Annotated in this window: 11 protein-coding genes; 7 read left to right on the top strand and 4 right to left on the bottom strand. The window is 73.8% G+C overall.

What is annotated here, in order from left to right:
* Positions 1–167 precede the first annotated feature (167 nt).
* Positions 168–1,205 (bottom strand): cytochrome d ubiquinol oxidase subunit II, encoded by a 1,038-nt coding sequence (locus tag WME96_RS12035; RefSeq protein WP_437290287.1) that lies wholly within the window; start codon positions 1,203–1,205, stop codon positions 168–170.
* Entirely contained in the window at positions 1,195–2,616 is a 1,422-nt protein-coding gene (locus WME96_RS12030; RefSeq protein WP_437290286.1) for a cytochrome ubiquinol oxidase subunit I, read from the bottom strand. Before WME96_RS12030 ends, WME96_RS12035 begins: the two co-directional genes overlap by 11 nt.
* Before the next feature lie 144 nt (positions 2,617–2,760).
* Between WME96_RS12030 and WME96_RS12025 the strand changes: the two genes are divergently transcribed.
* The 3 genes from WME96_RS12025 to WME96_RS12015 are packed head-to-tail and all read left to right on the top strand — an operon-like array spanning position 2,761 to position 5,947.
* Positions 2,761–4,071 (top strand): thymidine phosphorylase, encoded by a 1,311-nt coding sequence (locus tag WME96_RS12025; RefSeq protein WP_437290285.1) that lies wholly within the window; start codon positions 2,761–2,763, stop codon positions 4,069–4,071.
* 54 nt (positions 4,072–4,125) lie between these two features.
* Complete coding sequence (locus WME96_RS12020) at positions 4,126–5,193, top strand: sensor histidine kinase (RefSeq protein ID WP_437290284.1); 1,068 nt, start codon at positions 4,126–4,128, stop codon at positions 5,191–5,193.
* Between the two features lie 49 nt (positions 5,194–5,242).
* Positions 5,243–5,947 (top strand): response regulator transcription factor, encoded by a 705-nt coding sequence (locus tag WME96_RS12015; protein ID WP_433935587.1) that lies wholly within the window; start codon positions 5,243–5,245, stop codon positions 5,945–5,947.
* 121 nt (positions 5,948–6,068) lie between these two features.
* Here the strand turns inward: WME96_RS12015 and WME96_RS12010 are convergent, their stop codons facing one another.
* A complete protein-coding gene (locus WME96_RS12010) occupies positions 6,069–6,506 on the bottom strand; it encodes a hypothetical protein (protein WP_061616526.1) in 438 nt (145 codons plus the stop codon).
* A gap of 129 nt (positions 6,507–6,635) precedes the next feature.
* Complete coding sequence (locus WME96_RS12005) at positions 6,636–7,103, bottom strand: DUF3293 domain-containing protein (RefSeq protein ID WP_061607955.1); 468 nt, start codon at positions 7,101–7,103, stop codon at positions 6,636–6,638.
* 311 nt (positions 7,104–7,414) lie between these two features.
* Here WME96_RS12005 and WME96_RS12000 point away from each other — a divergent pair, with 311 nt between their 5' ends.
* From WME96_RS12000 to WME96_RS11985, 4 genes are read left to right on the top strand one after another with little or no spacing between them, the layout of a single operon-like run.
* Entirely contained in the window at positions 7,415–8,551 is a 1,137-nt protein-coding gene (locus WME96_RS12000; protein ID WP_437290283.1) for an ABC transporter ATP-binding protein, read from the top strand.
* On the top strand, positions 8,548–9,294 hold the full coding sequence (locus WME96_RS11995) for an ABC transporter permease (protein WP_061618146.1): 747 nt from the start codon (positions 8,548–8,550) through the stop codon (positions 9,292–9,294). Before WME96_RS12000 ends, WME96_RS11995 begins: the two co-directional genes overlap by 4 nt.
* Complete coding sequence (locus tag WME96_RS11990; protein WP_437290282.1) at positions 9,294–11,036, top strand: GldG family protein; 1,743 nt, start codon at positions 9,294–9,296, stop codon at positions 11,034–11,036. Before WME96_RS11995 ends, WME96_RS11990 begins: the two co-directional genes overlap by 1 nt.
* Positions 11,036–13,393, top strand: a complete 2,358-nt coding sequence (locus tag WME96_RS11985) for a DUF4340 domain-containing protein (RefSeq protein WP_437290281.1) — start codon at positions 11,036–11,038, stop codon at positions 13,391–13,393. Before WME96_RS11990 ends, WME96_RS11985 begins: the two co-directional genes overlap by 1 nt.
* Positions 13,394–13,452: the final 59 nt, after the last annotated feature.

The raw sequence follows: 13,452 nt of genomic DNA, 5'->3' as shown, positions 1-13,452 counted from the left end.
GTGGGGCGAGGTGTTCAGGCGGTTGCGACCCGCTCACGACCGGTCGCGACCGATTGGGACCGTTCGCGGCCGCTCGCGGCCGACCGCCACGCGTTACGCCCGGCTACGGCCGCTTACGACCGGTTACGACCGATTGCGACCGATTGCGACTTCCACGCACCTCGACCCTACTCCCGCTCATGAACCTCATCGCCGTCGTGCGCAGCCCCCGCCCGGCCGCTCCCGAATATCCGGAAAAGGACGTACAGCGATGGGAACAGCAGCACGAATCCGACGCCGAGCACCCAGACCAGCAATCGCAGCGTCCTCGGGTTCGCCGCGGCCCCGGCGAGCGTCACGTCGGGCACGACCAGGAACGGGTACTGAGAGGCCGCCCAGCCCAGCAGGATCAGCGTGACCTGCGCCGCCGCCGCGAGGCGCGCCAGACGGAAGCGGCGGGTCCACAGCGCGAAGAACGCCGCCGTCGCGGCGAGGCCCGTCGTGACGTGAAGCGGCCACGTGATCGGATGATCCGTCAAGCCCTCTCGGATGAGCGGAGCGCCCCGGAACGAGGCCGCGAACGACGCCAGCGCGAGCGCCGCGACCACGCAGCCCGAGAGGAGCGCGCGCCGACGGAAATCGTCGACCAGCGCCGGCTCCGTCGCCTCGTTCGTCAGGTAGACCGCCGCCAGGAACGCGAACAGCGCCAGCGCGAACAGCCCGACCACGAACGGAAACAGCGAGAGCCACGGGGCGAAGAAGCCGCTCGTCACCACCCCGGACGCCACCCGGATCCGACCCGACGCCACCGCGCCGACGATCATGCCGAGCAGCACCGGCGCGATCACGCTCGCCAGCGAGAAGACGAATCCCCAGCGCTTCTGCTGCCTGTCACCCCGCGAGTCGTAGCTGCGGAAGCTGAACGCCGAGCCGCGGAACACGACGCCCACGAGGAACAGCGTGAGGGGGACGTGCAGCGCGATCGAGATCGCCGCGAAGGCCGGCGGAAACGCCGTGAAGAGCAGCACGATGGCCAGGATCAGCCACACGTGGTTGGCCTCCCAGATCGGGCCCATGACCCGCTCGATCAGCGCGCGCTGCTCCTGCTTCCGCGGGCCGGAGGCGAGCAGATCCCAGACGCCGCCGCCGAAGTCGGCCCCGCCGAACAGCGCATACAGGACGAGCGCCGCCACCATCACCCCGCCGAGGAACCACTCAACGTGCATCGGCCGCGCCCCCCTCGAGCGCGCGCGGCGCGCCGCCGCCGGCCGTCACCCCGGGCTCCCCGCCGCCGCCCGTCGCGCTTCCCCTGCCGGCGCGCGGGCCCCCGCCGCCCGTCACCCCGAGCGGCGCCGCGCGGAGCTGGCGCACGAGCAGGTACGTCACCATGACGCCCAGGAAGACATAGAGCGCCGTGAACATCCAGAAAGGCGCCGCCAGGTGTGGGAACGGGGTCACCGCGTCGCGCGTGCGCATCGCGCCCCGCACGATCCACGGCTGGCGACCGAACTCCGTCACCAGCCAGCCCGCCTCCATCGCCACGATGCCGAGCGGGCTCGCCAGCACCGCCGCCCAGAGGAACGGGCGCTGATCCGGGATCCCCCGGCGGCGCCACGCGAGCACCGCCGCGACCAGCGCGAGCAGCGCCATCGCCGAGCCCGCCGCGACCATCACCTGGAACGAGAGGTGCGTCGCCGTGACCGGCGGCCACTCGTCGCGCGGAACAGCGTCGAGCCCCGTCACCACCGCGTCCGGATCGGCGTGCAGGAGCATCGACAGCCCGCCCGGGATCTCGATCGCGTGGTCGACCTCACCCCGCTCCACGTCGGGCAGGCCGCCGATGAGCAGCGGCGCCCGGGCCGAGGTCTCGAAGTGCGCCTCCATCGCCGCGAGCTTCGCCGGCTGCCCGGCCCCGACCTGCACCGCCGCGTAATGGCCCACGAACGGCTGAGCCAGCGCCGTCACCCCGGCGATCGCGAGCGTCACCGCGAACGCCTTCCGGAACAGCGGGCTGCCAGGGTGCCGCAGGAGCACCAGCGCGTGGATCCCCGTCATCACGAACGCCGTCGCCTGATAGCACGCCAGGATGCCGTGCAGGGTCTCGTGCTTCCACGGCGGGCTGAACATCGCCGCGATCGGGTCGATGTCCACCGGGCGGCCAGACGCCATCGAGAAGCCGGCCGGGTCGTTCATGCAGGCGTTCACCAGGATCACGAAGAACGCCGAGAGCGCGCCGCTCAGGGCCACCAGCGCGCCGGAGAGCAGGTGCAGCTTCGGCGGGAGCTTGCCGCGCCCGTAGAGATAGATGCCGAGGAAGATCGCCTCGGTGAAGAACGCGAAGCCCTCGAGCGAGAACGGGAGCCCGACCACCTCGCCGAACGTCCCCATGAAGCTCGGCCAGAGGAGGCCGAGCTCGAACGAGAGCACCGTCCCCGACACGGCGCCGACCGCGAACAGGATCGCCGTCCCCTTCGCCATGCGCTTCGAGAACTCGAGGTAGTCGCGATCGCCCGTCCGATGCCAGAGCGCGTCCGCGATGACCATGATCAGCGGCAGCGCCACCCCGGCAGCGGCGAAGATCATGTGAAATGCCAGCGACAGGCCCATCTGGGCCCGGGCGTAGAGGAGGCTGTCCATGAGGCGCCGTGCGGCTCCCTTCCAGAGCGAACGCGACCGGCACCGGATCCGCTCTCCTGCGGGGGCGGCCCGCGCGCTCCCGGGCACCATAGGGACGACCGCGCCGGGGACAAATAGGGTCGAACCCGGCTAAGCTCGGCGCCGATGCACACCCTTGTCGAGCTCGTCGCGAAGAAGCGCGACGGCGGGCGGCTGTCCGAGGACGAGATCGCGCGGATCATCCGCGCCCACGGCGAAGGCGAGCTCGCCGACTACCAGATGAGCGCGCTGCTCATGGCCGTCTTCTTCCGCGGCATGGACGACGCCGAGACCGTCGCGCTCACGAAGGCGATGCTCCACTCGGGCGACGTCCTCGACCTGTCGAGCGTGCCCGGGCGGAAGGTCGACAAGCACTCGACCGGCGGCGTCGGGGACAAGGTCTCGATCTGCCTCGCCCCCCTCGTCGCCGCCTGCGGCGTGCCCGTCCCGATGGTGTCCGGCCGCGGGCTCGGCCACACGGGCGGCACCCTCGACAAGCTCGAGGCGATCCCGGGGTTCGACGTCGGGCTCGACACCGCCACGTTCGCGCGCATCGTCCGCGAGGTCGGGACGTGCATGATCGGGCAGACCGAGCGGATCGCGCCCTCGGACAAGCGCATCTACGCGCTGCGCGACGTGACCGCCACGGTCGAGTCGATCCCGCTCATCGTCGCCAGCATCCTCTCGAAGAAGCTCGCGGAGGGCATCGACGCACTCGTGCTCGACGTCAAGGTCGGGCGGGGCGCGTTCATGAAGACCCTGGACGACGCCCGCGCGCTCGGGACCGCGCTCGTGCGCGTCGGGACCGCGGCCGGCAAGCGCGTCTCCGCGCTGCTCACCGACATGAGCGCGCCCCTCGGGCGCACCGTCGGCAACGCGATCGAGACGCGCGAGGCGATCGAGGTGCTGCACGGCGGGGGCCCGGCCGACCTCGTCGCGTGCACGCTCGCCCTCGCCGAGGAGATGCTGATCGCCGGCGGCGCCGCGGCGAGCGCCGCCGAGGCGCGCGTCAAGCTCGAGGCCGCCATCGCGAGCGGCGCGGCGGCCGAGGTGCTCGCGCGGATGATCGCCGCGCAGAAGGGCGATCCGGCCGTGGTGCGAGATCTGGGCCGGCTCCCCAGCGCCCCCGTCGTGGTCGAGGTCGCGGCGCAGGACGAGGGGTACGTCGTCGCCGTGGATCCGCTGGAGATCGGGCTCTCCGCGGTGGCGCTCGGCGCCGGACGGACGCGCGCCGACCAGCGCGTGGACCCCGCCGTGGGGATCGAGCTCGCCGCCACGCGCGGCGACCGGGTGGACCGCGGGGCGCCCCTCGCCCGCATCCACGCCCGCCGGACGGAGGACGCGAAGGCCGCGGCCGATCGCGTCCGCGCCGCCTTCCGGCTCGGCCCGGCGCCGGCCGAGGCGCCCGCGCTCGTGCTGGAGCGGATCGAGCCGTAGGCCCGCGCCCGAGGCCGCTCGCGGGCGGCGCGCGGCCCAACTAAGCTGGCCGTCATGCGGACCCCGCGGCGCGACCTCACCACGCTCGGCTACCGGCGGATCATCCAGCTCCTCGTCTACCTCGTCATCGTCCCCGGCGTGCTCCTGTCGGGCGTCGGCTTCCTCCTGCTCGTGCTCGGCGAGGCCCAGTACAACCTCATCATGGGCATCCTGGTGCTCACGTTCTGCGGGACGCTCGCGACCGGGGTCATCCTCGTGTGGGTGTTCCTCCGGCGCGAGCGCAACCTGTCCGAGCTCCAGGCCGACTTCGTGTCCAAGGTCTCGCACGAGCTTCGCACGCCGCTCACGTCGATCCGGATGTTCACCGAGACGCTCAAGCTCCGTCGCGGCGACACGGTCAGCGAGGACCGCTGCATCGACGCGCTCACCAAGGAGAGCGCCCGCCTCCAGCAGCTCATCGACCGGCTGCTCGACTGGGGGCGCATGGAGAGCGGCCGGCGCGTCTACGAGCTCTCCGAGCACCACCTCGAGGACGTCGTCGACGAGGCGGTCCACGCCTTCGAGCCGACCCGCGAGAAGCGCAGCGTCGAGCTCGACATCGACGTCGACGCGAACCTCCCGCCCGTGCTCTGCGATCGGAGCGCGCTCGTCGACGCGATCGTCAACCTGCTCTCGAACGCCTACAAGTACGGCGGTCAGCCGAGGAAGATCTGCGTCTCCGCCCATGTCGTCAACCGGTCGGCGCTGATCACCGTGCGAGACAACGGCAAGGGCATCGCTCGCAAGGAGCACAAGCGGATCTTCGAGAAGTTCTACCGGGTCGACGATCTCCTGGCCCGACAGCAGGAGGGCTCCGGGCTCGGGCTGTCGATCGTCAAGCACGTCATCCGCGCGCACCGGGGCCGGATCCTCGTGGACAGCGAGCCGGGGAAGGGCAGCACGTTCACGCTCGTGCTGCCGATCCGGAACGCGCCCAGGACGAGCCCCGCCGGGAAACGTTCACCGGACGCGCCGGACGCGCCGGGCGCCGCGCCCGACGCCGTCCCCGCGCGCGACGCCGTCGCCGTCGCCGCGCCCCCCGAGGCCGCGAAGCACGCCGCCGGAGCGGACGCGCCGCCGTAGGCGCGGCGCCTCCGGTCCGGACATGGACATGCTAGAGGACGTCCCCAGCATGACCCGGAACCCTCAAGCCTCAGCGCGGACCGTCCTGCTCGTGGAGGACGATCCCAGCATCGCGATGGGTCTCGAGATGAACCTGACCGCGGAGGGCTACCGCGTCCTCGTGGCCGAGGACGGCGAGCGCGGGCTCGCGCTCGCCCGCGCCGGCGGGATCGATCTCATCATCATCGACGTGATGCTCCCCCGCCTGAACGGCTTCGAGCTGCTCCGCATCCTGCGGAGCGAGCGGCGCACCCTGCCGGTGATCATGCTGTCCGCGCGCGGCGCCGAGATGGACAAGGTGATGGGCCTCGAGCTCGGCGCCGAGGACTACATCACGAAGCCGTTCAGCCTGGCCGAGCTGCTCGCCCGGGTGAAGGCGGTGCTCCGGCGCGACGCGATCGCGCGCGCGAACGCGGAGCAGCTCCGCGCCGGCGACATCGTGATCGACGCGGCGACGCGCGAGGTCCGCCGCGGCGACGCGCTGATCGAGCTCACGGCGACCGAGTTCGACGTGCTGCTCTGCCTCGCCGAGGCCGGCGGCCGGGTCCTGTCCAGGGAGCAGATCCAGGCCAAGGTGTGGGGCCCGACTCACCACGGGACCCCGCGCACGATCGACAACTTCATCCTCCAGCTCCGCAACAAGCTCGAGGACGACGCCGCCGCGCCGCGCCACCTCGTGACGGTGCGCGGGGTCGGCTACCGCTTCGTGCCCTGATCACGGGTCGCCGGGCCGCGGTGCGCGCCGTCGCGCAGCGCGCCGCGCGAGGCGCGCGCGCCTGCCTGTCCACGACCGGCGCGAGCGCCCCGCCGAGCCCGGCCCCGGTGGGCCGGCCTCCTCAGGGCGCCTGACAGAACTTGTTGATGTTGTCGACGAGCGGATCTTCCTGCTTGATCGCCTTCTCGATCGCGGCCTGAGCGGTGTTGCTCTTCTCCGCGTCGTTCGCGTCGGCCGCGGTCGCGAGGTCGCGCGCGGCCTTGGCGACGTCCTTGGCCATCGCCTGGTACTCGCCCGAGAACTTCTGCAGCTCCGGGGTGGTCAGCTTCACCTGCGCCGCGTCGGCCGCCACCTTGTCCATCGCATCGGCCATCGCCTTCAGCTCGCTCGACCCGCCCTGGTCGGTGCCAGCCTTGGTGCCCTTCTCGATGCTCTGAACGCCCTTGTTGATGACCTCGATGAGCGCGTTGCACTCCGAGACCTTGTTCTGGCCGCAGCCGCCAGCGCCGGCGACGAGCCCGAGCGCGGCGAGCGCCGCGAGGGTGACCTGGGTGCGCATTCTGCTGTGTCTCCTCATGTGGTGAGCGAGGCCGGTCCGCCCATCCCTAAACGCCTGGGCATGAACCCATATTTTGCGGGTATGTTTCAACATGGAATCGGCGATCCGCGTCCGCGGCCGCCCCCAGCGTCACGACCGAACGCGCCAGTTGCCCTGGAAAGTTCGGCCGATGTCGTCTGCCGTCGGGTCCGTGATGATGAGCTCCGGCCGGCCGCCTTGCGCGAAGACGATCGTGTTCTGCCGGAAGACCCGGCCGAAGGCGATCGCCTCGTCGCGGTCCATGCCGTGGACGAGCCAGGCCGGCTCGCGCCAGATGCCCTCCGGCTCGGCCTCGGATCCCACGCACGGCTCCACCCGGTAGCACCCGAGGATCAAGAGATCGCGGAGCACGTGGTGGCGCTGATCGTTCACCCGGCGAGGGATGAGCATCGAGCGCGGGTTGTAGGCGGTGAGCACGGCGAACTTGCGGGTCAGGAGGTCGGGGAGCCCGGCCTGGTCCTGGACGATCTCGCCGTCCAGCGAGACGCGCAGCGTGCCCGCCGCCGTGGGGAACTCGTAGATGGTCGAGAAATACGACCGGAGGAGCGTCTGATCCATCGTGAAGCGGTGGGTGTGAGGGGGCCGCGGCGCTCGGCGCACCGGGTGCGTCGCACGGCGGAGGGGCCCGTGGCCTGAGCGCCCGGGCCGCCGGGCGCGACGGCGGAGGGTTACCAGAGACGCGCGGCTCTGGCTACTCGGCGGCGATCGGCGCGCCCCGCGTCCGCCGCAGCGCCCGGACGCCCGGCGCGCGCTTCCCCTACCCCGCCCGGTGCGCTAAGCGTTCCGCGCGATCGTTCCAGCGTGCGTGCGCGTGCCGCGCGCGCTGGCAAGGATCGCCGCGCCGACGGCCCCGACCCCCCGATGTCCCGATGATCGAGGTCGAGCACCTCTCCAAGTCCTACGGTCCTCACCAGGCGGTGAGCGATCTCTCGTTCCGGGTGAACCAGGGCGAGATCGTCGGCTTCCTCGGCCCGAACGGGGCGGGCAAGAGCACGACCCTGCGCATCCTCGCGGGGTTCCTCGGCGCGACCTCCGGCCGCGTGCGGGTGGCCGGGTACGACATCGCGGAGGAGCCGATGCGCGCGCGGGCCTCGCTCGGGTACATGCCCGAGACCTCGCCGCTCTACCCGGAGATGCGCGTCTCGGAGTACCTCGCCTTCCGCGCCGAGCTGAAGCTCGTGCCCCGGCGCGCGCGCCGCGACGCTGTCGCGCGCGCCCTGCGCGACGCGCGCGTCGAGGACGTGGCGAGCGTCATGATCGGCCACCTCTCGAAGGGCTACCGGCAGCGGGTCGGCCTCGCGGACGCGCTCGTCAGCGACCCGCCGCTGCTCATCCTCGACGAGCCGACGGCGGGCCTCGATCCGAACCAGATCCGCGAGGTGCGCGCGCTCGTGCGCCGGCTCGGGCGCGACCGCACCGTGCTCCTGTCGACGCACATCCTCTCCGAGGTCGAGGCGACCTGCACGCGGGCGGTCGTGATCGCGCGGGGGCGGCTCGTCGCCGAGGGGTCGATCGACGAGCTGCGCGCGATGCGGCGCGCCTCGGGCGTTCGCCTGGTCGTGCGCGGCGCGGCCGACGCGGCGCTCGCGGCGGCGCGCGGCGCGGCGGACGTCCGCTCGGCCGAGGCGGAGCCGGCCGGCGACGCGGCGCGGCTCACGGTGGAGTTCGACGCCGCCGCCGATCCTGGCGAGGCCACCGAGCGCCTCGTGCGCGCGCTGGTCGGCGCGGGCATCGGCGTGCGCGAGCTCGTCCCGCACGCCCCCTCGCTGGAGCAGGTCTTCTCCGAGCTGACCGCCGGCGACGACGGCGGCGAGCAGGGCGCCGCCGGGGAGCCGGCCGCCGCCGGGCCGGTCGGCGGCAGCGAGGCGCCCCCGCGGGCGCCCCGGAAGAAGGGCAGCGCGGGGCGCCGCGGCACGGGCGGCACGGGCGGCACGGGCGGCACGGGCGGCACGGGCGGCACGGGCGGCACGGGCGGCACGGGCGGCACGGAGAAGGAGCGGCGGTGAGGGGCTTCTGGCCGATCTTCAAGCGCGAGCTCTTCTCGCTGTTCGTGACGCCGCTCGCGTGGGTGCTGATCACCACGTTCCTGCTCGTGCAGGGCGTGCACTTCTTTCTGATCGCGACCCAGTTCGCGGGCGAGGTGGAGCTCTCGGCCGACACGGGCCCGGTGCAGGTCTTCTTCGGCCAGACGATCCTGATCTACCTGCCGCTGCTCTTCGTGTGCCCGCTGCTCACGATGCGGCTCTTCGCCGAGGAGCGCAGGAGCGGCACCATCGAGGCGCTGCTGACGGCGCCCGTGGGGTCCACCGGCGTCGTCCTGGCGAAGTACGCCGCGGCGCTCGTGACGTACGTCGCGATGTGGGCGCCGACGCTGCTCTACGTGGTCCTCATCGGGAGGACCGGCGAGCTCGACTGGCGGGTCGTGGGGTCGAGCTACCTCGCCGTGGTCGCGATCGGCGCCGGTTACCTCGCGATCGGGACGATGACGAGCGCGCTCACGAAGAGCCAGCTCATGGCCGCGGTGCTCAGCACGATGGCGGTGATGGGCCTGTTCATCCTCGGCATCGGGGAGTTCATCTTTCCGGACGGCCCGGCGCACGACCTCTGCGCCTACGTCTCGGTGTGGACGCAGATGAACGATTTCTCCCGCGGGATCGTCGACCTGCGCCGGCTCGTGTTCGACGCCACGGTGATCGCGCTCCCGCTGTTCGTGACCGTGCGCGCGGTGGACGCGTGGAGGTGGGGCTGATGGCCGAAGAGCAGCCGCGCCAGGTCCCGCCGTCCGCGCAGGTCGGGACTCCGCCTTCGCGGGTCCCTCCGTCCGCGCCGATCGGGACTCCGCCTCCGGGCACCTCGCTCGGCGAGAAGCTGTCGGCGAGCGTCGGCATCATCGCCGCGATGGTGCTCGCGGTGCTCGTCAACCTGCTCGTCGCCCGCCACTACAGGCGCTGGGACTGGACGCAGGGCGGCCTGTACACGCTGAGCGACGCGACGGTCTCGACGCTGCGCGCGCTCGAGGAGCCGATCCGCGTCTACGTCCTGCTCTCCGAGGGCGACCCGCTGACGCTCTCGGTGCGGCACCTGCTCGACGCGTACCGCGCCGAGACGTCGCGGATCCAGGTCGAGGTGACCGACCCGGACCGGCGCCCGGCGGAGTTCCTGGCCGTGCAGCAGCGCTACGGCGTCGTGGCGGGCAAGACGGAGGACGGGCGGATCGTCACGGACGCGGCGATCATCGTCGCGCGCGGCGACAGGCCGCACTTCCTGACCGCGAGCGACCTGGTCGAGGTCGAGGACGAGGACGACCTGCGGGCGCGCCCGCGGCTCGAGCAGGCGCTGACCGGCGCGATCCGCAGCGTCGTGCGCAGCGAGCGGCCGATGGTCTGCTTCGCGGGAGGCCACGGCGAGAAGTCGATCGAGGTCGGCGGCGCCGGCGGGCTCGCCGCGCTCAAGGACCGGCTCAACAAGAACAACTACGAGGTCGTGGAGCTCGACGGCGGCCACGCCGACCACGACCACGATCACGATCACGGCGACGAGCCCGGCGCCGCGCCGAAGGAGCCCGCGCCGGAGGTCGATCTCGGCCGCTGCCGCGTGCTCGTCCTCGCCGAGCCGAGCCAGCCCGTACCCCCGCGCGACGTGGCCCGCTACCGCGCGTTCGTCGAGAAGGGCGGCAGCGCGCTGCTCGCGCTCGGCCCCGTGCCCGACGAGAGCGACCAGCGCTACGTGGACCTCGGGCTCTCGGGCCTGCTCGCCGTGGCGGGGGTCGAGCTCCGGTCGGACTTCGTGTTCGAGCTCGATCCGAAGCTCCGCTCGACGCAGGGCTTCGGCGAGACCTTCTCGCCGATCGTGAAGCCGCACCCGATCACCGAGGGGCTCGTCAAGGCGGCCGATCAGGGCCTCGGCCCGGTGCTCACGGTGGCGAGCTCGCTCGCGCCCACGAAGGCCGGGCCGGTCGCCCCGGCGCCGCTGCTCGTCACGAGCGACCGGGCCTTCGGCATGGTCGATTTCTTCGGCTGGGCCAGGGACCCGTCCGAGCCGAAGCCGCGCGCCGGCGATCACCCGGGGCCGCTCACGGTCGCCTACGCCGCCGAGCTGCCGAAGCCCGCCGGGTCGAGCGCCGCGCACGGGCCGCGGGTCGTGGTGATCAGCTCGCCCAGCGCGCTCTACGGCGCGAACTGGCAGAGCCCCGAGCTCCGCGGGACGGCCGTGTTCGTCGAGAGCGCGCTGTCCTGGCTCGCCGCGAGCCCGCCCATGCTCGACATCCCCGACAAGCCCGCGGTCACGGCGGGCCTCCGCCTCAGCGAGGACTCGCTCGCCGGCATCTTCCGCTACGTCGTCCTGTACATGCCGCTCGCGGCGGCCTTCTTCGGCCTCGCCGTGTACCTCTCGCGGCGCGGCTCCGAGCGCCGCGCCGGCGACAAGGGCGGCCCCGGCTCGCCCGCCGGGCGCGGCTCGCCGGGCGGATCCGAGCGCGAAGGGGCCCCGTGATGCGGCCCCTCCGCCGGCACGCGACGACGCTGATCCTGGTCGCGCTCGCCGCCGCGGCCGCCGTCGTGCTCCTCGTGCTCGACCGGGGCTCGGTGTCCACGGACGAGGCCGAGCGCCGCCGGAGGAACCTCTTCGAGGCGTGGCGGCCCGACGAGATCACCGAGCTCACCGTGACGATGGCGTCGCCCGGCGCCCCGCAGACAGCGCGGCTCACCCGCGGCGAGGTCAACGACGCGGGCCAGCGCCCCTGGAACGTCGAGATCGACGGGCAGCGCTACCCGGCCGACGAGCCCACGGTCGACCAGCTCCTCGGGACCCTGGAGTTCGCGACGGCGGAGCGCCGCGTCTCCGCCGAGGCGGTCGACGCCGCCGCCCTCGGCCTGGCCTCGCCCCGGCTCACGATCGCGCTCGCGATGGGCCCGCGCCGCGAGCGGCTGCTGCTCGGCGGCAGCGCCCCGACGCCGCCCGGCGCCGTCTACGCCGAGGTCGCCGGCCGGGGCGTCTTCGTCATCACGAAGCAGCTCGCCGCGGCGCTCGACGTTCCGCCGGATCGCCTCCGCTCCCGCAGCTTCGTCCCCTACCTCGCCACGGAGCTCTCGGGGCTCACGCTCGACGGCGACGGCGGCCCGCGGCGCTTCTCGCGCGCCCCGTGGGGTGGCGGCCGCGGCGCCGGCTTCCGCTTCGCCGAGGGCGCGCCCGAGGGCAGCGGCGTCCGGGTCAGCGCGGAGGCGATGGACCGCGTGCTCTCGGCGCTCGGCCGCCTGCAGGCCGACGGGTTCCTCCCCGACGAGGTGGCGCAGCAGGCCGCGGCCTCCGGCGGCCCTCGGGTCACCCTGACGCTGCTGCCGAGCGACCCCTCGGCGAAGCCCGGCGTGATCGAGCTCGGCGGCGCCTGCCCGGACCGGCCCGATCACGTCGTCGCGGTGCGGCGCGAGCCGACGCGCGCGGCCGCCTGCGTGCACGAGAGCGCGCTCGAGCCGCTCACCGAGGACGCGTCCCGATTCGTCGACCTTGCCCTCGTGGGCGCGCCGCTCGACGAGGTCGCCGAGGTGAAGCTCGCGGTCGGCGACCGCGGCGAGGGCGGCGCGCGCTCGCTGGAGCTCGCGCGCGCCGGCAGCGAGTGGCACCTGCGGGCCCCGGAGGACCGGCCCGTCCCGACCGAGACGGGCCGCGCCCTCGTGCAGGCGATCCTCGACGTCCGCGCGACGCGCCTGCTCCCGACGGCGAGCGACCCCCGCGCGCTCGGCCTCGATCCGCCGCGGGCCACGCTCCGCGTCCTCTCGACGCCGGCGGAGTCCCCGCGCGAGGGCGAGCCGCAGGAGCGGCTCGAGACGCTCGAGATCGGCGCCGAGCAGGCCGGCGTGGTGCACGTCCGGCGGCTCGAGGACGGCGCGATCGCCGAGATCCCGGCCGCGGCCGCCGGGGCGCTCCTCCCCTCGGACGTCTCGCTGCGCTCCATGCAGGTGTTCGATTTCCCGCCCGATCGGATCAGCGCGCTGCGCATCGAGCGCCCCGGCCTGGTCCAGCGGCTCCGCAGAACCGGCGATGGCGCCTGGCAGCTCGTCGAGCCGAGCGGCGAGGGCCTGGCCGCCGACAACGCGCTCGCGGAGGAGCTTGCCGAGCTGCTCGGCGGCCTCAAGGCCGAGCGCTGGGTCGCGCCGGACCCCGGCCAGGGCTACGGGCTCGCCGCGCCCCGGCTCGTGGTCGAGGCCGAGCTCAGCCCCGCGCCCGACGCGGGCGACGCCGCCGCGCGCGCGGCCCGGGTCGAGATCGGCGCGCGCGCCGGCGCAGGCTCGTTCGCGCGCGCCGGCGACGGCGCCGCGGTGTTCGTCGCCCCGCCGGCGCTCGAGACCGCGGCCGGGCGCCTGCTCCTCCGCCGCGACGTCTTCGCCGTCGCGCCCGAGGACATCGCGCGGGTGACGCTCACCCCGGCCAGCGGCAAGCCGGTCGTGCTCGAGGCCTCCCCGGGCGGCTTCACCGTCGCGGGGGCGGCCGATCACGCGAGCACCGCCGCCGCGGGCGTCCGCGACGCGCTCGCCGACCTGCGCGCCGAGGGCGCCGTCGCCCTGGGCAAGCCGGAGCAGCACCACGGCCTGACCCCGCCGCGGCTCCGGATCGCCGTCGATCTGGCTCGGCCGGCCGCCGCGCCGGCCGAGGGCGGCGCGGGCGCGCCGCGCCCCCCGGGGGGGTCCTTCACGATCGCGATCGGCGCGGGCGACGCTTTCCGCGGCACGAACGTCGTCTATGCCCGGCGCGACGGCGTGAACGCTGTCTACGCCATCGCGCAGTCCAGGGTGCGGCCGCTCCTCGAGGCGGCCGGCGTCGCGGCGGCCGCGGCGCCTGCGGGTCCTCGCTGAGCGGCCCTGCTCGAACGGACTATTTCGTTCTGGCGGCCCACCTGTGCTAGGCGACGTGC

Origin of the sequence: Sorangium sp. So ce406, assembly GCF_051474675.1 — a bacterium.
Taxonomy (GTDB): Bacteria; Myxococcota_A; Polyangia; order Polyangiales; family Polyangiaceae; genus Sorangium; species Sorangium cellulosum_G.
This window is presented reverse-complemented; position numbering and strand designations above follow the sequence as displayed.

What these genes read in the sequence shown, in the direction of transcription:
- WME96_RS12035 (WP_437290287.1), bottom strand. Translation starts at nt 1,205, where the DNA reads ATGCACGTTGAGTGGTTCCTCGGCGGGGTGATGGTGGCGGCGCTCGTC.
- WME96_RS12030 (WP_437290286.1), bottom strand. Translation starts at nt 2,616, where the DNA reads ATGGACAGCCTCCTCTACGCCCGGGCCCAGATGGGCCTGTCGCTGGCA.
- WME96_RS12025 (WP_437290285.1), top strand. Translation starts at nt 2,761, where the DNA reads ATGCACACCCTTGTCGAGCTCGTCGCGAAGAAGCGCGACGGCGGGCGG.
- WME96_RS12020 (WP_437290284.1), top strand. Translation starts at nt 4,126, where the DNA reads ATGCGGACCCCGCGGCGCGACCTCACCACGCTCGGCTACCGGCGGATC.
- WME96_RS12015 (WP_433935587.1), top strand. Translation starts at nt 5,243, where the DNA reads ATGACCCGGAACCCTCAAGCCTCAGCGCGGACCGTCCTGCTCGTGGAG.
- WME96_RS12010 (WP_061616526.1), bottom strand. Translation starts at nt 6,506, where the DNA reads ATGCGCACCCAGGTCACCCTCGCGGCGCTCGCCGCGCTCGGGCTCGTC.
- WME96_RS12005 (WP_061607955.1), bottom strand. Translation starts at nt 7,103, where the DNA reads ATGGATCAGACGCTCCTCCGGTCGTATTTCTCGACCATCTACGAGTTC.
- WME96_RS12000 (WP_437290283.1), top strand. Translation starts at nt 7,415, where the DNA reads ATGATCGAGGTCGAGCACCTCTCCAAGTCCTACGGTCCTCACCAGGCG.
- WME96_RS11990 (WP_437290282.1), top strand. Translation starts at nt 9,294, where the DNA reads ATGGCCGAAGAGCAGCCGCGCCAGGTCCCGCCGTCCGCGCAGGTCGGG.
- WME96_RS11985 (WP_437290281.1), top strand. Translation starts at nt 11,036, where the DNA reads ATGCGGCCCCTCCGCCGGCACGCGACGACGCTGATCCTGGTCGCGCTC.